This is a genomic window from Priestia sp. J2 (assembly GCF_020790095.1).
GTDB classification, from domain to species: Bacteria; Bacillota; Bacilli; order Bacillales; family Bacillaceae_H; genus Priestia; species Priestia zanthoxyli.
In genome coordinates, this window is sequence record NZ_CP086208.1 from 2,452,014 (window position 1) to 2,472,576 (window position 20,563).

General features: G+C 33.4%; 20 protein-coding genes and 2 pseudogenes. 6 read left to right on the forward strand and 16 right to left on the reverse strand.

Going from position 1 to position 20,563, the window contains the following annotated elements:
- Positions 1-315 precede the first annotated feature (315 nt).
- Positions 316-1,911 (forward strand): alpha-amylase family glycosyl hydrolase, encoded by a 1,596-nt coding sequence (locus LJY09_RS12300; protein WP_154972945.1) that lies wholly within the window; start codon positions 316-318, stop codon positions 1,909-1,911.
- A gap of 134 nt (positions 1,912-2,045) precedes the next feature.
- Here LJY09_RS12300 and LJY09_RS12305 read toward each other — a convergent pair whose 3' ends face one another.
- From LJY09_RS12305 to LJY09_RS12315, 3 genes are all read right to left on the reverse strand, one after another.
- The gene (locus tag LJY09_RS12305) at positions 2,046-2,969 is read right to left on the reverse strand and encodes an anti sigma factor C-terminal domain-containing protein (protein WP_028413246.1); all 924 of its coding nucleotides are present in this window, start codon (positions 2,967-2,969) and stop codon (positions 2,046-2,048) included.
- Positions 2,953-3,459, reverse strand: a complete 507-nt coding sequence (locus tag LJY09_RS12310; protein WP_051418566.1) for an RNA polymerase sigma factor — start codon at positions 3,457-3,459, stop codon at positions 2,953-2,955. The genes LJY09_RS12305 and LJY09_RS12310 overlap by 17 nt, the downstream gene beginning before the upstream one ends.
- A gap of 211 nt (positions 3,460-3,670) precedes the next feature.
- Positions 3,671-4,297, reverse strand: a complete 627-nt coding sequence (locus LJY09_RS12315) for a type 1 glutamine amidotransferase family protein (RefSeq protein ID WP_028413244.1) — start codon at positions 4,295-4,297, stop codon at positions 3,671-3,673.
- Between the two features lie 92 nt (positions 4,298-4,389).
- Here LJY09_RS12315 and LJY09_RS12320 point away from each other — a divergent pair.
- Positions 4,390-4,680 (forward strand): annotated as a pseudogene (locus LJY09_RS12320) (isochorismatase family protein); the annotation flags it as partial.
- A gap of 373 nt (positions 4,681-5,053) precedes the next feature.
- Here LJY09_RS12320 and LJY09_RS12325 read toward each other — a convergent pair.
- From LJY09_RS12325 to LJY09_RS12345, 5 genes are all read right to left on the reverse strand, one after another.
- On the reverse strand, positions 5,054-5,611 hold the full coding sequence (locus tag LJY09_RS12325) for a DedA family protein (RefSeq protein WP_154972946.1): 558 nt from the start codon (positions 5,609-5,611) through the stop codon (positions 5,054-5,056).
- Positions 5,598-7,100 carry a sensor histidine kinase gene (locus LJY09_RS12330; RefSeq protein ID WP_051418565.1) on the reverse strand — a complete coding sequence of 501 codons (1,503 nt, stop codon included), beginning with the start codon at positions 7,098-7,100 and terminating at the stop codon, positions 5,598-5,600. Before LJY09_RS12330 ends, LJY09_RS12325 begins: the two co-directional genes overlap by 14 nt.
- Positions 7,097-7,783 carry a response regulator transcription factor gene (locus LJY09_RS12335; RefSeq protein ID WP_228307762.1) on the reverse strand — a complete coding sequence of 229 codons (687 nt, stop codon included), beginning with the start codon at positions 7,781-7,783 and terminating at the stop codon, positions 7,097-7,099. Before LJY09_RS12335 ends, LJY09_RS12330 begins: the two co-directional genes overlap by 4 nt.
- 56 nt (positions 7,784-7,839) lie before the next feature.
- Entirely contained in the window at positions 7,840-8,397 is a 558-nt protein-coding gene (locus tag LJY09_RS12340) for a class I SAM-dependent methyltransferase (RefSeq protein ID WP_028413240.1), read from the reverse strand.
- A gap of 395 nt (positions 8,398-8,792) precedes the next feature.
- Positions 8,793-9,788 (reverse strand): NADPH:quinone oxidoreductase family protein, encoded by a 996-nt coding sequence (locus LJY09_RS12345; protein WP_028413239.1) that lies wholly within the window; start codon positions 9,786-9,788, stop codon positions 8,793-8,795.
- Between the two features lie 149 nt (positions 9,789-9,937).
- On the opposite strand from LJY09_RS12345, the gene LJY09_RS12350 reads away from it, so the two are divergent.
- Both LJY09_RS12350 and LJY09_RS12355 read left to right on the forward strand, forming a co-directional pair.
- On the forward strand, positions 9,938-10,531 hold the full coding sequence (locus LJY09_RS12350; RefSeq protein WP_028413238.1) for a TetR/AcrR family transcriptional regulator: 594 nt from the start codon (positions 9,938-9,940) through the stop codon (positions 10,529-10,531).
- A 673-nt stretch (positions 10,532-11,204) separates the two neighbouring features.
- Positions 11,205-12,053 carry a class I SAM-dependent methyltransferase gene (locus tag LJY09_RS12355; RefSeq protein ID WP_108674734.1) on the forward strand — a complete coding sequence of 283 codons (849 nt, stop codon included), beginning with the start codon at positions 11,205-11,207 and terminating at the stop codon, positions 12,051-12,053.
- A gap of 297 nt (positions 12,054-12,350) precedes the next feature.
- Here the strand turns inward: LJY09_RS12355 and LJY09_RS12360 are convergent.
- The 3 genes and pseudogenes from LJY09_RS12360 to LJY09_RS12370 all read right to left on the reverse strand — a co-directional run bounded on the left by LJY09_RS12360 (position 12,351) and on the right by LJY09_RS12370 (position 15,648).
- A pseudogene (locus LJY09_RS12360) lies at positions 12,351-13,971 on the reverse strand (FAD-dependent monooxygenase).
- Between the two features lie 581 nt (positions 13,972-14,552).
- Positions 14,553-14,984, reverse strand: coding sequence for a VOC family protein (locus LJY09_RS12365; RefSeq protein WP_013084307.1), 432 nt, complete (start codon positions 14,982-14,984; stop codon positions 14,553-14,555).
- A gap of 259 nt (positions 14,985-15,243) precedes the next feature.
- Positions 15,244-15,648, reverse strand: coding sequence for a hypothetical protein (locus LJY09_RS12370; RefSeq protein ID WP_099331036.1), 405 nt, complete (start codon positions 15,646-15,648; stop codon positions 15,244-15,246).
- A 710-nt stretch (positions 15,649-16,358) separates the two neighbouring features.
- Here LJY09_RS12370 and LJY09_RS12375 point away from each other — a divergent pair.
- On the forward strand, positions 16,359-16,811 hold the full coding sequence (locus tag LJY09_RS12375) for a hypothetical protein (RefSeq protein WP_099331038.1): 453 nt from the start codon (positions 16,359-16,361) through the stop codon (positions 16,809-16,811).
- A gap of 126 nt (positions 16,812-16,937) precedes the next feature.
- Here the strand turns inward: LJY09_RS12375 and LJY09_RS12380 are convergent, their stop codons facing one another.
- On the reverse strand, positions 16,938-17,459 hold the full coding sequence (locus LJY09_RS12380) for a GrpB family protein (RefSeq protein WP_099331039.1): 522 nt from the start codon (positions 17,457-17,459) through the stop codon (positions 16,938-16,940).
- A gap of 35 nt (positions 17,460-17,494) precedes the next feature.
- A complete protein-coding gene (locus tag LJY09_RS12385) occupies positions 17,495-17,911 on the reverse strand; it encodes a hypothetical protein (RefSeq protein WP_154972949.1) in 417 nt (138 codons plus the stop codon).
- 172 nt (positions 17,912-18,083) lie between these two features.
- On the opposite strand from LJY09_RS12385, the gene LJY09_RS12390 reads away from it, so the two are divergent.
- Complete coding sequence (locus LJY09_RS12390) at positions 18,084-18,695, forward strand: hypothetical protein (protein WP_099331041.1); 612 nt, start codon at positions 18,084-18,086, stop codon at positions 18,693-18,695.
- Positions 18,696-18,794: 99 nt separating this feature from the next.
- On the opposite strand, the gene LJY09_RS12395 is transcribed toward LJY09_RS12390, so the two are convergent.
- The 3 genes from LJY09_RS12395 to LJY09_RS12405 are packed head-to-tail and all read right to left on the reverse strand — an operon-like array spanning position 18,795 to position 20,301.
- Positions 18,795-19,397, reverse strand: coding sequence for a hypothetical protein (locus LJY09_RS12395; RefSeq protein ID WP_099331042.1), 603 nt, complete (start codon positions 19,395-19,397; stop codon positions 18,795-18,797).
- Positions 19,398-19,417: 20 nt separating this feature from the next.
- Positions 19,418-19,975: a hypothetical protein gene (locus LJY09_RS12400; protein WP_099331043.1), complete on the reverse strand. Its 558-nt coding sequence runs from the start codon at positions 19,973-19,975 to the stop codon at positions 19,418-19,420.
- Positions 19,976-19,995: 20 nt separating this feature from the next.
- A complete protein-coding gene (locus tag LJY09_RS12405) occupies positions 19,996-20,301 on the reverse strand; it encodes a hypothetical protein (RefSeq protein WP_099331044.1) in 306 nt (101 codons plus the stop codon).
- Positions 20,302-20,563: the final 262 nt, after the last annotated feature.

The window sequence follows — 20,563 nt, forward strand, 5'->3', positions numbered from 1 at the left end:
GCATCAATACTTCAAGTTCCGTTTTTCGGAACTGTAGTACCGTTTTTCAGTTATATTTGGATTTTAGCACGAGATGATGAATTGAACAACAACATTGTCAGAATATTTGACATAGTCATTATTTTCATTTGGATAATACTCCCTTATTTTATTGATGTTTTCTATCTATAGCCTTAATATAATGCAGCTTCTTAATGCCATTGGACACAGTAAATAACTAGGTTGTCAGAATAATTACTAGTTCAAAATAATCAAAATAAAATTTTCGTTGTAATCGTTTTCAAAGAGGTGCTATATTTCAATTGTAGTCAATTTATGCAAACGATTGCAAAAAAAGGGGATGAAACGATGAAAGGGAAAAAATGGACAGCTTTAGCTCTAACACTGCCGCTGGCTGCTAGCTTATCAACAGGCGTTCACGCCGAAACCGTACATAAAGGTAAATCTCCAGCTGCAGATAAAAACGGTGTATTTTATGAGGTGTATGTAAACTCTTTTTACGATGCAAATAAAGATGGACATGGTGATTTAAAAGGTCTTACACAAAAGCTGGACTATTTAAATGATGGCAATTCTCATACAAAGAATGATCTTCAAGTAAACGGGATTTGGATGATGCCGGTCAACCCTTCTCCTAGCTATCATAAATATGATGTAACGGACTATTATAACATTGATCCTCAGTACGGAAATCTGCAAGATTTTCGCAAACTGATGAAAGAAGCAGATAAACGAGATGTAAAAGTTATTATGGACCTCGTTGTGAATCATACGAGCAGCGAACACCCTTGGTTTCAAGCTGCGTTAAAAGATAAAAACAGCAAGTACAGAGATTACTATATTTGGGCTGATAAAGATACCGACTTGAATGAAAAAGGATCTTGGGGGCAGCAAGTATGGCATAAAGCTCCAAACGGAGAGTATTTTTATGGAACGTTCTGGGAAGGAATGCCTGACTTAAATTACGATAACCCTGAAGTAAGAAAAGAAATGATTAATGTCGGAAAGTTTTGGCTAAAGCAAGGCGTTGACGGCTTCCGCTTAGATGCTGCGCTTCATATCTTTAAAGGTCAAACACCTGAAGGCGCTAAGAAAAATCTCCTGTGGTGGAATGAGTTTAGAGATGCAATGAAAAAAGAAAACCCTAACGTATATCTAACGGGTGAAGTATGGGATCAGCCGGAAGTAGTAGCTCCTTATTATCAGTCGCTTGATTCCCTATTTAACTTTGATTTAGCAGGAAAAATTGTCAGCTCTGTAAAAGCAGGAAATGATCAAGGAATCGCTACTGCAGCAGCGGCAACGGATGAGCTGTTCAAATCATACAATCCAAATAAAATTGACGGCATTTTCTTAACCAACCATGACCAAAATCGCGTCATGAGTGAGCTGAGCGGCGATGTCAATAAAGCAAAATCAGCTGCTTCTATCTTACTTACGCTTCCTGGCAACCCGTATATTTATTACGGTGAAGAAATCGGCATGACTGGTGAAAAGCCTGATGAGTTAATCCGTGAACCGTTCCGCTGGTACGAAGGAAACGGACTTGGACAAACTAGCTGGGAAACACCTGTATACAATACAGGAGGCAACGGCGTGTCTGTAGAAGCACAAACCAAACAAAAGGACTCTTTGTTAAATCATTACCGTGAAATGATTCGCGTGCGTCAGCAGCATGAAGAGTTAGTAAAAGGAACGCTTCAATCTATTTCAGTAGACAGTAAAGAAGTTGTTGCTTATAGCCGTACGTATAAAGGCAACTCCATTAGTGTGTATCATAATATTTCAAATCAACCTGTAAAAGTATCTGTAGCAGCGAAAGGTAAATTAATTTTTGCTAGTGAAAAAGGTGCTAAAAAGGTCAAAAATCAGCTTTTGATTCCGGCGAATACAACGGTTTTAGTAAAATAATTCAAAAAACCTCTAAGTAATTACCAGGTAGTCACTTAGAGGTTTTTTTACCTAGAAGGAATAAAAAAAGGATTCTCTTTATTTATCTATCAGTTAATATACAACGGGTTTCCTTCATTTCAAGTCCCTAAAATTCAATATTTATCTACCACTGCTCCCAAACTAGCTGCTTTAACATATGGTTTGTTTTTCAAAGAAAGCAGTTCTTCTTTTGTTCCTGTAACAACTACGCCTATAATCAATCCATTTTTCTGTCTGTTTTTTAAATTTTTCACTTCTCCTGGATCTGTTTTTTGGAGCTCATTTAAAAAGTCTGCTTCTGTTTTAATTTTAGTAGTCGTTAGTTTTGCTCCTAGTTGTGGTGATGGTTTAGAAATACCTAATAGCCATCGCCCATTTTCTGGATTGTTTCTGTAACCAGTAGACTTTCCATAGTTATCTACCCAATACCACGTTTGGTGAGTAGATGTAGGCAGCATCTTTTGTACTTCTTTCAATGTGTAATTTTTATTGAGAGATATGGCCATCTCCATGTATTTATCATTTGGATATTTTTTAATCATGTCAAAGTCATTCGCATACAACTTATATTTGTATTTGGGTACGTAAAATAACATCTCACGTTGCCCATTAGGAATATGATAAACTGTCGTTTCATTGACAATTGTACTACTCATGGAGAATGATGCATTCAAGTTTCCGAGTAAATCATACGTTATTTCTTCTGTATCCCAAGGTATCACTTTGTTTTCAATAACTTTAAATACTTCACTCTTAATAGTCCCCTTTAAAACTCCAATTGAAATTGTATCTGTACTAGTAAATGTATTTGGAGACATCCTCACATAATTTTCTGTGATTAACCGATCAGCAATTTTTTCTCCTTGTGTATTAATAAAGTAATTATTCCCTTTTACAAATATACCAATAATAAAGCTGACTACGAGTGCGGAGATAAAAATTGTTCGTGAAATTGCTCTATACTTTGCTTTTCTAAGTGTTCTATGTAAAGACTTTTCATCAAAAATAGAATCTAACTCATCATTCGTTTTCTTCATTACATTCTCTCCTATACATCTCTTTAAATGTTTTTCTAGCACGAGCTAAATATGTTTTCACAGCCTCAGGTTTCATATCTACATATTCCGCAATTTGTTTATATGACCACTCTAGCTCGTATTTTAAAAGAAGCAGTTGCTTAAAGGTGGGAGACAACTTTTGAAGTATACTTCTTACTAGAAGCTGATTTTCTTGTACAATCATTATCTCTTCAATTAATCGTTCATTGGTAATAAGGTAATCTTCTACTACCACGTACTGAGATTTTTTGTTCTTTCGACAGTGATCGTAATATAAGTTTATAGCTACTTTAAAAAGCCATGATTTATATTTATCGGTATCAATCGATTCAAGATGAAGAAGTAGTTTACAAACAGCTTCTTGAACAATATCTTTAGCTGTTTCTTGGTTTGCACCTTGTTTAATTAAATATGAGTAAAGTTGATTCATTACAATTTTTAGTTGATCGTTTGATAACCGATTTTTCAAATGTTTTTCCTCCTTCCTGTCTTATAACGTCTGAACAGTGAAAAAGTATACAATTATTTCATATTTTTCTATAAAAAAAGAAAAGTAATTGCTTTTTAGGCAATTACTTTCTTAAACAAACAATCAATTTAGTTAATATAAAACAGAATATAGGTATCTACAAAAATAAAAAAGAAGATTATTGTAATCGACCTTGTATATAATTAGGGATCTATATTGAGCTCATTAACTGAAAAAAGTATTCAGACTTCTGAGTTTTATTTAAGCTATACCATGAATCTAATGTATTTGATGCGAATACATCTAATTTTTTTAATACGTCCCTCGCGAATTCTAGAGGTGCTATTCCTGAAGCAGTAATCATGTTATTATCGGATACTACAGGTCCACCCTCATACAACTTCTCCCCTTTATAGTTGGGACAGACCATTTTTGTATATTCTAAGTTATTAAGCGTATGCTTTCTAGAATCTAAGTATCCACTATTTGCAAGGGCATCAGTAGCACCACAAATTGCAGCTACAATAGTACCAAGCTCTAAAACTTCCCCAACTTTTTTCAATATAGGTTGATGAATCTCCTCACTCCATGTATTTCCTCCCGGTAGAATTAAAAGATCTTTATCCAAAAGAGTGCACTCATCAAGAGAAATATCCGGCTGTATACTCAGCCCCCCCATTGTTTTAATAATTTCTTTATTAACTCCTACCGTCATTACTTTTAAAGGGGCTAAACCTTGTCTAAAATATCTTCCTGAATTTAGTTCAGCAATTAAATATCCATACTCCCAATCTGACATTGTGTTAAATACATAAATATAAACTTTTTTAATTTGCATACTAAGCCTCCAGAACTGACGTTCTCTATATTATACCATTTCAAAGACATATATTTATAAAAAATTAAAATATTCAGAAAATAATTAAAAGGATTGAGAATCATTTGAAAGAAAACAAAATAGAAAAAGTCTTAATAGTAGGATTAACAACTCCACATTATGTATCAACTACTACTCCAATGAGTGATAATTTAGGATTTGAAACGTAGCTCGTATCAGATGCCACAGCTACATTTGCAATAAAAGGAGAAGATAATGCATATTATCCAGCTGAACAAATACATACTGTGTCATTAGCAACTTTAGATAATGAGTTTGCCAAAGTTTTAACAACTGAAGAATTGATCAAAAAGTTAAATTTGACTGAAGCAATACAATCATAAGATCTTTATTTTAACTGTATATCTTCTACAAGTGGAGTTACCATAATGTGACTTTTAGGAATAAAAAAAGAACCCTTGTAAAATTAGGGTTCTGATTAAGATTTATTATTTGTGGTATGCAGCCTTTTACAACCATATAGCTACTTAAGCCTAATTAATGGTTATTGTAAGTTACTTTTAACATGTAATAATAAATTTATAAATTCCCAAATCGCTAATACCACGCCTAATATCAACAAAAATAAACAAATTGAAGAGAAAAGTTGTTGTATCAATTTCACATCACTTTGCTCCTTTAATTAGATAAGTCCCGTATCACTTAGGTCTTTTATAAAACAAGTTTTTTCATGAGCAGTATGAAGTAGAAATAATATCACGACTCATTTTTATTTCTTTTCACCTTGTAGAAAATGAAGCATAAAAGGGGAATAGCGACTAATGGTAGTACGATAGACAAGTGTTGATGTAACCAAATTAACACTAATTTGATCCCAATTTTTTGGTTAAACTTATAAACCATAAAAGTCCAACCGCCCGAATATAAGGAAGATGCTAAAAAGTTAGCTAGCAAGCATTTTTTTATCGGAAACTTTAAAATTCCGGCTATATAATGAATAGGGTGTCGAACTCCAGGTACAAAAAAAGCTAACATAATCGCCCCAGCCCCAAAACGATCAAGTAGCTTTTCGGCTTTTTGTAACCATTTCTTCGCCATCCATTTTTCAATTAGAGGCACCTGTCTAAAGAATCTTCCTACTAGAAAGAACCATAGAAAAGCTATAAAGAGTGTAATCCAAGACGATATCCACACTACATAAGGGTTGATGCCCTTAGAAGCCCAGATACCGACTTGAGTTAGCATTAGAACATCATCAGAAATAGGCGTAAACATAATTTCTACTGATAGTCTAATTAGTTCATAAATCTTCATAAATGGTCTCTTTCTCCTTTATATCTTGGTGCAAAGGCAATGCAACATACATCGTTGTCTTGTTTTGCTCGCTTTCTGCCCATATTTCGCCTTGATGAAGTTCAACAATTCGTTTGGCAATGGAAAGGCCAATTCCCGACCCTACGACTTTGCTAGAGCGTGCTTTATCCATTCGATAAAACTTATCAAACAGATGGTTTAATTCCTCAGAAGCAATTTGATCAGTTGTATTAGAAATACGTGCAATGACTTGTTTTTCGTTAGTATAGAGGACTATCTCAATATCTCCACTTTCATGACTGTATTTTTCAGCATTCGAAAGTAAATTATCGAAAACGCGAATCATTTTCTCAATATCTATGGAGATAAAGACAGCATCATTGGGAATATCTACTTTTACAGAGAGCCCACGATTTTCAAACATAGGGGTATACTCTCCTACAAGCTGATATAACACCCCACTTAAATCGACTTCTTGAAATTGCATGTCTACGTCAGGTAGGGACAACTTCGTATATTCGAATAGTTCATCCAATAAATTTTTCAATTTGAATGAAATACCGTAGGTGGTTTGAATATATTGCTCCAGCTCTTCACTATTTTTATACTGTTTATCTTTCAAGAGTGTTAGATATCCAATAATAGAGGTCAATGGAGTTCGTAAATCATGCGAGAGATTTGTAATTAATTCATTTTTGGCTTGTTCCACTTTACGTTCTTTTTCAAAACGTTGCCTCATTTGTTCGGTCATCCAATTGATGTTTTTAGCTAAGAATGACAGTTCATTTTTTCCTTTCACCGGAATGGAATACGTCCAGTCCTTGTTCACAATCCTGTTGATTCCCTCTTCAATCTGCTTAATGTACCGTGTAATAGGCCTTGTCCATAATAAAAACAAGACAAAAAAGATGAGCACACTACCTCCAAGTCCCATATAGACTTGATAAATATATCTATTCGGACTGAAAATAGGATCAAAAGAAGGTCCTTCAATAACGAGGTATCCGATATCATCTTGAAGGGAAAGGAGCGATATAAAAGAAGAATAATGTGCATTAAATGATTGATTACCCGTAGATTCAGCTGCAAGCTTTTGTTTGAGTAAATACTTTATATTGGTACTTTTTATTTTTTTGTTATTTGAATGAAAAAGAACGTCTCCTTTGGCATTTGCTACTAAGAACCCTAAATTAGGATGAGCATCCGTTATAGGATTTAGCGTTGAAGCAATGTTATCTATATCATCTAAGCTCATGTGCTTCTCTTCGATTGAATGAGTGAGCTGAACAAGGAGCTTTCTAATCGTCTCTTCCTCTTTTTGTTGCTCTATTTGTTGGTTACGGATATCCCCAAATTGGGGATTTATGAAGATAAAAAGAAAAAAGCTAAGGATAGATACAATCAAGGAGATAATAAAAATAAGGAATAATTTTGTGTTCAAATTAACTGATGGTCGTCCAATTTTGTCTGCATTATTTCTCGTTTTCATGCTTTATAGCCTACGCCCCATACAGTCTGAATATAGATTGGCTTTTTAGGGTTCTCTCCTATTTTGTCTCTAATTTTTGTCATATGGACCATAATCGTATTATCCGACTTATAAAAAGGTTCTTTCCATACAGTTTCATAAATCTGTTGAATACTAAATACTTGTCCTTGATGCTGAAGTAACAAAGAGAGAATTTGAAATTCTTTAGGAGTTAAACGAACCTCTTGATCTCTTACAAACACTTCATTTGTCCTTCCGTCCACTTTTAAGTCTCCCTTTTCTAAGAAGTGGGAAGAAACCTCTCTTTCAGGCGCCATATAGTATCGACGAAGTTGAGATTTTACACGCGCCATCAGTTCTAATGGGTTAAAGGGCTTTGTAACATAGTCTTCTGCTCCACTGGCCAGACCGTGAATTTTATCCATATCTTCTGATTTAGCTGATAAAAAAATAATGGGCATGGTATATTCTTCTCTGATTTTTAAGCAAGTATCTATCCCATTCATCCCTGGCATCATCACATCTAGAATAATCAGGTCAATTTTTTGTTTTTTTAACATATCCATAGCTGTTGCAGCATCCGGTACATCTACTACTTGATATCCTTCATTTTTTAAATAAATGGACATAAGATTTCTGATTTCGTCTTCATCGTCGACAATAAGGATGGTTCTTTCTGACATGTTTCTTCACTCTTTCTATTCTTAAATTCAATATAAACTAGAGAACAGGAGTAGGATTAGTTATTACATACGAATACATAAGCTGGTGGAACATTTCTATACACTTTTTCATACTGAATCGTAGTAAAAAAGGATTTAAAGAAAGAGCGTTTTACTTTCGAATACTGGAATGTAATGAATTTGCCTTCTGGTCCCAGCAAAGATCCTGTCTCATGTAAGATCTGTGTAGAAATAGTTCCTGGTAAGCTTGTAAAAGGCAATCCAGATACGATATAGTCTACTTTTTCAATGTCATATTGTTTTAAATAGTCACTTATATTCTCAGCAGAGTCATGAATAATGTGCACATTCTCGATATGTCCATATTTCTTCTTTAATATGTTATAGAATGTTTCATTGGCTTCTATCGCTAAGAAAATGGTGTCTTTCCGTTTATTTTGAACAATTTCTTCTGTAAATACGCCTGTTCCTGGACCATATTCAATGATACACGTTATTTCCTTAAATGGTATAGACTTCATCATTTTCTTAGCTAATGATTTAGAGCTCGGCATAATCGCTCCAACTGCACGCGGGTGTCTCATATATTCTTGAATGAAATGCATGGCATTCATTTATTTCTCCTCGTTTCTTCAGATGATAGGTTATAATCAGTAGTTTAATGCCAAAACCTTAATAAGATACGAGGAAAAACCTTAACAATTCTTAAGAAATACTTATGAAAAGATAACTTTTATAAAGAATCTGAAAGCAAACGTTATTTGCTGGTCTTAAAAAAGGAGGGTATTAACTTAATCTAAACCTTCAGTCATTCAGAGAAAACAACCTTTTTAGCAAGTAAGAAAGGGGTGCTATTAGTTCTTATCCTTTAAGAACTGATAGCACCCCATTTCTTTGATTGTATACTTATTAACATAATGTATTTTTTTGGATGTATTTCTCAAATATTTTAAAAATCTTTTATAGTGCGTGATTTTTGACATTAAGAAATCTCAATATAAATTTCTTATCAGACTAATTTTACAATCGTTCTTCCTCTTACATGCCCTTTTAATATGTTAGGAAGAACAGTAGGAAGCTGATTTAAATTAATTTCTTGTGAGATAAAATCTTCAAAATTTGATGGTTTGAAATCTGTTGCTATACGTTTCCATATTTTCAAACGTGTTTCCATTGGGCAGTATACAGAGTCAATGCCAAGTAAGTTGACGCCCCTTAAAATAAATGGAAAAACAGTAGAGGCCAGTTTTGTCCCAGCTGTTAACCCACTAACAGCAACTGAACCACCATATTGAATCTGACTTAAAACAGAGGACAGAGGATCTCCACCAACAGGGTCAACGGCTGCAGCCCATTTTTGTGCCCCTAAAGCTTTAACCTTTCCTCCATACGTCATATCCCTTGAAATAATGGTATGAGCTCCGAGTTTTCGTAAATACTCATACTCCGATTCTTTCCCTGTGCTAGCTTCTACTTTATAACCCAGAGAGTTTAAAAATGAGACCGCAAAACTGCCAACGCCACCGGTTGCACCTGTCACAAGAACTTTTCCTTTGTCTGGTGACACCCCATTCTCCTCTAGACGTTGTATAGATAGGGCTGCCGTAAAGCCTGCTGTTCCTACTACAATGGCTTCTTTAAGAGTCAAATTTTCAGGTAAAGGTACAATCCAATCACCTGGAATACTGGCATATTCGCTGTATCCACCAAAGTGGGAAACACCTATATCGTAACTTGTTGCAATGACTTCATCTCCTTCATGAAAGCGAGGGTCATTAGAAGAAACGACTACACCTACTAAATCTACTCCTGGTATAAATGGATAATTTCTTACGATTTTACCATCAGGAGTACCTGCTAGCCCATCTTTATAGTTAATCCCTGAATAATGTACCTTGATTAAGACATCACTCTTAGGCAAAAATTCTAGAGAAATATTTTTTACATTCATTGAAAATTCATCATTAACTTTGTCTACTACTAGCGCTTTGAATTGATCTTTCATTTTGTCATTCCTCCTTTGTGAAACTACTTCTAGTATACATTATTATTCTGACCGGTCAAACTTTTTTTGGCCGGTCAGAATAATTTTTTGTTCAAATTTTATAAAATGTTGTATACTAATTTGTACGTTTAGTTTGCTGGAGGTTTATTATGAAGAAAAAAGCAGAAGAGAGAAAGAATCAAATATTAAGAGCAGCTTTCCAAGCTATGTCAGTACAAGGTTATAATTCGGTTACCTTACAGAGTATTGCTGATCATGCAGAAGTTAGTAAAGGAGTCGTCCATTATTATTTTGAGAATAAGGAAGATACCTTATCTCAACTCCTTGAGTGGCTTACAAATAAAATCTATAACTATGAGCTTGCATCAGTGAATTCAGAGTCTACTCCCTTGGGTAAATTAAAAGCTTATGTAAACTCAGTGTTTGTCGCCCCTGAGAAAAATGCAAAATTTTATAGAGTTTATTTAGATTTCTTGTCTCAGGCAGGTCAAAATGAAACATATAGAAAAATTAATCATCATTTTTATCAAAACTGTTGGGGCATTACATCTGACATTATTGCTTCTGGTCAGAAAACAGGAGTGTTTGAACAGAATATTAATATAGAAAACACTTCAAAAACCATGCGCGCTATTATAGATGGATTGCTCATTCAATGGCTAATGAACGAAGATATAAATTCCCATCAATATTACAAAGAGACTTGCTATCAAAGCTTTTTAGACTTGCTAAAAGTTAATTAGATGCTCTTTTTGACTTTTTAATCTGTCTGAACTGTCTACCTTCTATACTTTAAATGATAAACAAGAAGAACAAAGTCTAAAATCAAATGACGCTTTGCTCTTTTTTATAATATGTAATTTCCATAAAAATTGGATAACTAAGGATTTTTATCAGAACAAGCATATGTGTTATAAGCTATCGGTAGAAACAATCCAATAATCAAAGTTAGGCATATTATATGGAAAGCGAGTTAACATAATAGGTTTTATAAGAAGAAAAAAAACCTGTATTTTAAAATACGGGTTTTTTCATATTTCTCTTCAAAATATCTATTTAAAACTTATTATTTTTATTAAAAATCATTCATTTCCTACCTCTATAATACCATATTTTTGTACTTTTTTTCAGTCTAGTATTTAAATCTTTTTTCAATAAAATACAGATTAGGATTGGTATTCATATAAAAGAAATTGGGGAAGAATTTAAAGGTAGCTAGTGAAGTAGAAGTTATAGAATTAAAAATTGAAGCACTTGGTGACCAGATTGTATTAAATCCTACATCTGAAGGGGTTTCCTATAGTAAAAGTGATATAAGGTTATGCCACAAACGGTCCATTTTCTGGAATAACCCTTTAAAGGTAAAACAGTATTTGAATGTTAAAATCAAATGTAATTGCAAAAGGAGATTCATAGATGAAAGAAAACCAAATCAGTTTTACCGCGATGATGACAGCTTATATTCGAGGTATTCACTCAAAATATGCAAACCACAAAATTTTCAATGACTTTTTGGCATATGAACTAGTTCCTGAAGAACAAAAAAAATTAATAGAGAAGATTATGCCAAAAGAAGCCTTAATGAATTCTACAGCCTCTATCACCCGTTCTCGATACACAGAAGATTGTTTTATGAAGGCGATTGAAACTGGTGTAGAACAGTATGTAATCTTGGGTGCTGGCTTAGATACTTTTGCATTTAGATATCCTGATTTGTTAAAGAGTCTTAATGTATTTGAACTAGATCATCCTGCGACGCAAAGCTTTAAACGTCAACGTGTCGATAAGGTGGGTTGGGGTCATCCAGAAAACCTACATTACATTTCTATTGACTTCACTCGGGAGGATATAGTAAATAAACTCAATTCATCACTAAACTATTCTGCCTTATCCAAAAGTTTTTTTAGCTGGCAAGGAGTTACAATGTATTTATCCAAAAAAGAAGTATATAAAACACTAGCTAATATACCTAAAGTAACTCCCTCTGGGAGCATGATTGTATTTGATTACTTCAGTGTAGATGAATTTGATGAGGAAACTACTTCCACTGATTTGAAAAAGAAAGAAAAAATGATGAATAAGATAGGAGAGTCAATGAAAACAGGTTTTGATCCAGCTAGTATGAAGCAAGAAATGGCAGAACTCGGATTGAATTTGCTTGAGAATTTAAGCCCGACGGATATTGAGAAACGATATATGACAGGATTAAATGTGAGCTTAAAGGCGCATAAAAACGTGTACTTTGCACTAGCTGTAGTTGAATAAACTTTCATATTCTTTAATTTAGAAGTGTAATACTTTATAGAAAAATTGCTAATTTGCCGTCGATAAGAGTAAATAATAAAGGTAAATACTTTTAAATTTAATATCTAGTTAATATAACAGTTGATCAAAAGATAAGAGATACAATGTATTATCTGTCTGCAATATCTGATATTGATATTTTGTAATTTTTATGAAAGCTCACTCACAGGGCATACGTTTTAACACGTATGCCTTTTGAGGTGTTATATTCTTTAATTTTTAACTAATCTTAAGTCAGGAGCATGCGTATTAGTTTATTTACCATAGTACGCTAGTCATGACCTGCTTAAGAGTTAGATGAGGATTTGATTCGCCCTCTTTTGTACGCCATGCTACAAAACCATCTGGTCTTATTAATACAGCTCCTTGAGAGGTAACATCGTACACTGCTTCCCAGCTATCCTCATCCTCACACTCAACACAATCTCCTTGTAAACCGATCCCATAAACATTAATAGGAACACCTAAGTGAGAAGATACATTCCGGGTAGCAGTGCGCCAAAGGCTATTATCTTTTCCCGTAAATAAGACGAAATTTTCACCTATTAGATCTAAGGTAGATATACGCTTACCTTGGTACTTCAACCACATATGTGGTTGAAGTACCTGGCCTTCCGTTTAGTTCTAATTGATCCATTCTATGCAGTGTATCGGAGTTTTCCTTGATAATTGCTGTTGAGTTATATTTATACCCTACAGTAACTGCAGTATGGTCCATACTATTGAGGGTGCTTACACCTTTCTTTATAACATTAAATAACAAATCACTGGCATATTTCGTTGTTACTTCTGCAGCATAGTGTCTTTCATTATGATAAGTTTGGAGCAATCGTGGATGAGCTTGTTTGTGTATCACTGCAGCAAGTTTCCAAGCTAAATTATGAGCATCTTGAATACCTGTATTCGAACCAAATCCTCCGGTAGGTGGCATAAGATGAGCTGCGTCTCCAATTAGAAAGACTCGACCATCTTGAAAACGAGTGGCTGTCTGTTCTGCAGCTGCCCAAGGTAAAATACTGAAGATGACAATATCAAGATTTGAAACTCCTATAGCTTTTTTTAAAATCTCACAGCATCGCTCTTCAGAAAAATCTTCTGGACTTTCTCCAGTTGAGGGATTATAGGCCACATGATAAATCCATTCATCACGATTGTTAACAGTGATGAGCGCACCAAATACTTCTGGATTTAGGATTTGAATCCAGCCAAACTGGCTAGGTTTCAGAAAGCGACTTAGATCAGCCTGAAAATAGATGTTGATATAATGTCCGCCGATCACTCCTCTTCCTGTAGTTGGAATTTTTGTATGTTGACGAATTGTGCTTTTAGCACCATCTGCCGCAATTAAATAATCACTTCGAATTTTTTCTTTCGTTCCTGTCTCTCTATTTATTATAGTTGCTGTAACTCCTAAATCGTCTTGTTGATACTCTATAAGTTCAGTATTATAGCGTATATGCCCTTTTCCCTCTTTAGCAGCTTGAAGAAGGATAGGTTCTAGTTCAATTTGATAACAAGATGCTGGCTTTGAAGGGCTCACCTTTTCAAAATTTTCTATTCTCTCTTTTTCAAGAGATTTTTGGGAATTCTCCGCAGTTTCTAATTTCTCAGGGTCTATGCTTTTGATTGTCTCTACAGCAATCCTTCCACGAATATTATCTAATGGTTTGCTAGCAGTCCGGATAGCTGCCTCCAATCCAAGTTGTCGAAATATTTCCATCGTACGAAATGTAATCCCTCCAGCTTTTGGATGGATAGCTGTACCAGTGTGTTTTTCAATCAGTAAATAATCAACGTTATGACGTGCCAAAAAGAGAGCAGAGGTAAGTCCACTAAGACCACCACCTACTATTAAAACAGGAACATGTTTGTGTATCATAGAAATTTTCCTTTCAAATTTAAATGTACCCATGGGTCTTACTGAATTCAGTAATCAAACTATAACCTAAAAAAAAATGAAATTGTAGACTGTTTTTAGGTTATGTTTTATAATGATAATAGAGTACGCCCCAAATAAGGGGCGTTTTTTTCTATAACTTTTAAAAGAATATTCACTAATGTTAATGGAAACAACAAACACTTCCTGACTTTATACATGTGTTCTATTCTGTATTATCTTACTGTCTGTGTCCTTCTATTTTATACATGTTAAGTTCTCATAATGGATTTTATCGGTAGGAAATATAAAAGTAATCGTTTTCATTTTTTACTTTCTCAAAATGATTTGATAGGTTATAATAAATGCCTACAAAAATATTAAATGATATGTAAGTAACAAGCAATTACACCCTTAATATTTAACTAAAAGAAAAATCCACCTCTCAAATTAGGTGGGTTTTTCTTCTTTAAATGTATGTGATGCACATCCTTAGTTAATATAAAACACATTCAGGAACCCAACCAAGAAAAGCTTGCAGGAGAAGAATTCTTGAGATAATAAGAATAACAGCTTTTCATTGATTACTCATTATCAGCAGGTTGTGTGGAAATTTGCCAAGTAACACCGAATTTATCTGTTACTTGGCCATATGATGGGCTCCAAAAAGTTTCTTGAAGTGGCATTCCTACTTGACCACCTTCTTTCAGTTTTTCAAATACTTCTTTTGATTTTTCTACACTGTCTATAGTGATAGCTACCGTTACTTGTGATCCAATTTGGTATGGTTGACCCGGGAATGTATCAGAAAGCATCAAATCATTATCACCAACTTTTAAGTGCGCATTCATTACACGGTCTATTGCTTCTATAGGAGTAGGGAATTCTGGATTTCCAGGCATTTCTCCGAACGTTTGAACTCCAATAACTTTTGCATCCAATGCTTTTTCGTAAAATTTAACAGCTTCTTGTCCATTACCGTTCATAACTAAATAAGGATAAATTCCTAAAACCATTAAAAACACCTCTTTTAAAATTTTAGTTAGACTTTACTAAATCACAGTTAGATGAAAAAAGAACTCACGTTTGATTTAGTCATAACTCTCACTACATATCTATACAACAAATTCATTGGGTTATCCTGCAGCGTTAGTTTATTAAGAAAAAAGATACACGTACATCTGAAAACGTAGATTTCTATGTACACCATATACAAATCTAGTTACCATAAAACCATTTATCGGTAGAAATGACACCTAAATAAATATTAAAACATTAGTTATCAATAATTGGTGATTCCTTAACATCTAAAACTTCAATACTGTTACAATAAAAATCGATATCTCGATTTTCTACATCACGCACTTGAAATCTAATATTTTCCCAACTCCTATCACGAAGATCTAATATTTGTAGTATAGATAGTTGTATAGCTCCACCATTTGCAAATAGTTCAAAATTCTCCACTCCATAAAAATTCATACTAATTTCATAAAAATCATGAGCACCTTTAGGTTGTAAAAGAAAAATTATATGTAAATTGGTTTGATTCTCTTCATCAAACAGAAAACTGTTACTATACTCTATAAAATACCTTACTTCTATAATGTATTTCATATCTAAAAACGAAAATTCTGGAGAAAGATTATTTAACAAATGAAAGTTCTTAATATTTAACACTTTAAGGATCTCCTTTTTAATAAAATATCTTTGTAGCTCACATATATAATAAGCTATTATAATAAGCTATTTAAGTTAACATAATGTTTTTTATCGGAAATAAAAAATCCTGAAAAGCTCTATTATGAGAACTTTTCAGGATCCTCTACATAAAAATCTACATAACCGCAACTTGAGCAAACATAAGGTACTAACTCACTATAATTACTGTTGTTATTCAATAATCTGCTAGGCGCTTTGTTTATTCCCACTGTTCCAGGGGATGATTGAATACGTGCTTTAGTTAAAGTTGAATCACATTTAGAACAATTTTTACTATACATGTTTATCCTCCACTTAATTCCAATATATAGTCACTTTAACATTTTATATTGCTGTAAATAAAGGATTTTAACTGTGTATATCGTATACAAAGCTAGTTTACATAAACACTCTTTCAGGAAGACATCATAAAAACGAGTCCTTGGCGCACAAGGGCTTTTTTGCTTTTTCTTTTTCTCGTTTATACATGATTTTATACATCGTTGATTTAACAAAGTTTTAGGAAAAACTGAACGCCGTATTTTTGTATAAAACCTTGTATCTTTTTCATCGTATTAGGGAGTCCGAAGATTTTAAAAGATAACCAAAACAACGTGTTAAATTTATCCTCATATTTCCTTGAATCAAGGGGAAAATAAGTTGAACTAAACTTAATTGGAGGAATAGCTATGAGAAAGTCTTTATTGTTGTTTTCATTTGCTCTTATGGTTTTCGCTTTCAGTACTACAATAAAAGCAAATGCACTAACGTTTGATCAACTCCCTACCACTCAAAAATCAGGCCAATGGACGGTCGAAATCGATAAAGTAAAAGACAGTCATCCAGAAGATATGAAACCTAAAAAAGGTGTTTATCAAACTTATGGATTAACCATTCAAAATACTAAAAATGATGCAACTGATGTGAAAGTTGAACTTTTTAGAGATGAAGAAAACACGACTACCAAATACGGAATTGTGAATACAGAAAGAGAAACCCTAAGTAAAAATGCCGAATATCCTTTCCAATTTGCGAATTTTCCACTTTCTGAAAAGGCCAAAGAGCTAGAAGTAGTGATCACATGGAAAGAAAAAGGCAGCGATAGAAACTATCAAGAACGATTTACGTTTAGTCAAGATTGATTAATCAGCAAGTCAAAGACCGTTCATAATTTATAAAATTATGAACGGTCTTTTTTATAAATTACTTCTTAAGATAAGATAACAGCCTTTTTATTGTTGGATCAATTCTAATAGAATTAATTTTCTTCATTGCAATTCCTTCGCTCTTTTTAGTATGTCATCAACAAACTTCTTTTTCTTATTCGTATATGAAACAACATCATTCGGGTATTTGTTTGCAAGTTCTTCCTTTATTTTTATATACGCTATCTTTGCATTAGGATCTGATCGTAAATAATCTCTAAAAGAAATTTGATCTATCCATAAATTCTGATTATAGATCATTACATGTAAAAAATGAGTGATTTTCTTTTCTTTGTACCTTGCAAAAACACGTTTACCATCCATACTCACTGGTACTTCAACATACCCAAGTGCCTTTATTTTTTCTTTTAATTTTATAATTACATCCAAAGAGCTAACACCAATTGCAATATCAATAATTGGTTTAGCAGAGAGGCCCTCAATAGACGTACTTCCTACATGTTCAATGGCGATAATAATTTTCTTTAGTCGAGAAGATAACATTTCCCTCTCTTCGTCAAATAACTTACTCCATTTATCATTATAAGGTTCAAGCTTTACTAAACCACGTTCGAGTCCTAACATTGCACTTCCCCCTTAGTACCAGAAAGATAAATTACCTAAGCATTTCTTTTTAAGACATATCTAGGCGGTGCACCATACCCTTGTTCGGACTCAAAGTATGCAAGCTTTCCTGGAATACAGGAAACGATCGAAGGCATACCAAGACCTACTATATGCTCCAGAGCAGATGATAATGGCATATCTTTGCCATCTATATCTTCATCCCAGGAAATCACATAACACTGCTTAATAGGTCCATATTTCCTCAATAAGGTTTCTAAATCTTCTTTATGAAAGTTAGCTTTTGGAACTTCGATTAAGTATTTCTTTCTTAGAGTAGTACTATAGTTATGACAAAGTCGGCTTAGAGCATCTAGACGCTTCTTTGGAGAAGCCAATTCATGTAGGACTCTTTCCTGTATTCGTTTTTTAAAAAAAGCCTGAACAATTAGCTGTTCTTGTGTTCTGTTCATTTATTTGCCTCCCTGTAGCCGCAATTACATAAATTCTTATTTCTTCAGATAAAAGAAAACTCCTATATTGCTAAGCAACTTTAGCTAAAAGAAAACTGCTTATAGGAACTTATTTACATATCGACTATAATTGTACTTAAAATACACTTTAGGCATTGAAGGAGAATATATAATGGATATTGAAGTAGGGTTCCTTTCCAAAAGCTACATAAGTGATATTCCCTCAGGCGGTGGTTTGTTTCCCTTTGGAATAGATGGGAATACATCTTACATTGTAGAGTATGAAGGTCATGATGTAGATATAGAAACCTTTTTTAATAACTGGATGAAAGAGTTAAACAAGTTTCCTATATATACACTTTTTACATATATAAGCTATGATGCAGAAGAAATAGGTGATATATTTTCATCTGCTAATATTGAATATGTAAAACTAAAAGTAGACAGGGAGACTTTTATTAAGGCTAAAATTGAAGATTATAAACAATTTGAAGTCGTTATGCCTTTTTTATATAGCCAAGGAAGTATGAATTGCTTTGCTGCTTGGTCTCTTTCAGAAGATTTATTTAGCTTTGAAAAAAGAGATATGAAAACCTTATTTGGAAGAAGAAAAGTTCAAATGCCTATTATTACATTACGAAAAGATTGCACAATGTTTTGGATTTTTTACGATGGTGCATCTGTTATTTCGCTATCTAATGACAATCTATTTTCTTCAACTAATTCAATTATTAGCTCCTTTCCGGAGAATACTAAAGGGACAGAGGTTGAATATGAAGAGTGATCCTTATATTTTATAAGCTCTACAACTTTAGTTCACATAATGTGCGTTATTGATACAAGAAAAGGAACACTCTATGATGAGCGTTCCTTTTCTTTAATCTCAATTCTCTTTAAAATACTTGTCCATTCTTTGCTTTAAATCTTCATAATTTTCATCGGTGGCACGTTCGAGACCATATGTAAGAACATCTTTCGCTTTCTTTTTCTCATTAGCCATTAGATAAAAATCACATACTCTTTCATAAAATACATCTTCCTCATTCAAAGCCATCTCAGCTGCTGTATTCCAATCTATAATCTGTTCATAATGAGGAATACCTATATTTATTACATTTTGAACAAATTTACTAAACTCTTTTTTATCTGACTTTTTATTGTAAAGTGTAAAATGTTCTTCATTACCTTCTAACCAATTAGGAATATTCCAATCTGCGCTGGCAACAACTACATTATTAGCTAACTGAGTACCCCAAGTTTGCTCATACCATTTCCCATATTCATTTGACGATACATCCCACATAGTCCAAAAAATGCATTCATCTTGGGAGCTATACTGACTAATACAAAAAGATAAACTTAAACTGAAAGGCCCTGTCTTTCTAGAGAATTTAAGTGTGCTTTTGGCATATTTGAAGCCTAAAGGCTCTAAGAGAGGAAGGAGATCAGTTTTAATATAAAAATTAAGTAAGTCTTTTGGTTTCATAATTTCTCCTCAATTAGATGCTAAAGCTGATTTCCATTAGGTAGCAGCATGTAGCTAAAATATTCTTGAAAAACACCCGTCCCTTTAAGCATATTCTTAACAGTGGTAAAATGCTTTTCTACTGCGTTACTATAAGCCGGATTTCTGGATGGAGTTCGTCCGGAAAGGTAAATAAGCTCTATAAATGGATCTTCTTTGTTCAAATTGAAGGATTTATTAATCAGTGAGTCACCGAACTCTTTCGTTTTATCATAATCTTCTCCAAAGTATTCTGGAAACAACTCAATCATAAAACCAAAAACAGCATTAAAAAATGCATCTTCTTTAAAATGGATGATTCCATAATGATAAAGTTCCTGCAGCAATTCTTCATAGTCATCATAATCACTTTCTTGTACTTTACTCGTGTTTTCTACGCCCCATTCTACAACTAAATACCAACACAAAAAGCTAAGTTTGAGAAAAACCTTTAAGTCCTGAGGATTTTCTTTCCAATTATGATATAACTTATTCCTTGCTGCGTTCCAATCAGATTCTTTTTCCAACTGATCGGTATCTTTCAGTTCCCAATTTTTCATAGATTACCTCCAATTTTCTTTTAGTCTCCTACTATAGATATTTTTTGGATTTCATGATTACTCAATATTTTTATTAATTCGCTCAATGCCGGATGATAATCTCCAGGGATAAATATTTTTATGTTCCCTAAATCCTTTATAAATTTATCAATTTCGTCTCGATCAAATTCTACATTAGTCAAATAGTAATCTCTAATTTTTCTTAAATACAAATAACTTCTCCAGTTATTATTTGTGTGAAACAGAGCATCATGTAATGACTCCTCAATTTCTTTAAAATCAAGATACCGATCTTCTTTATCGTACATCTCAATATCAAGTCCCATGTGCTTCCCTCGCTTTCTAATTAATTTATCCAACTAAAGTAATTATATCGCTTTATAGATAAGTATCCTCTAATTAAATTTAATAAGGATAGCCATGATAAAAAAGTCCGCAAAAGTATACTTTTGCGAACTTTTGATTTATATAGAAAATCTATCATTTTCACCGTTAGTTTAAGTTTTGAGATATTATACGAACGTTCTCTAAAACACATAAAACTTTGCGAACGTTCTTGTTAGAAAAAAATGATGGATTCAAATCGAA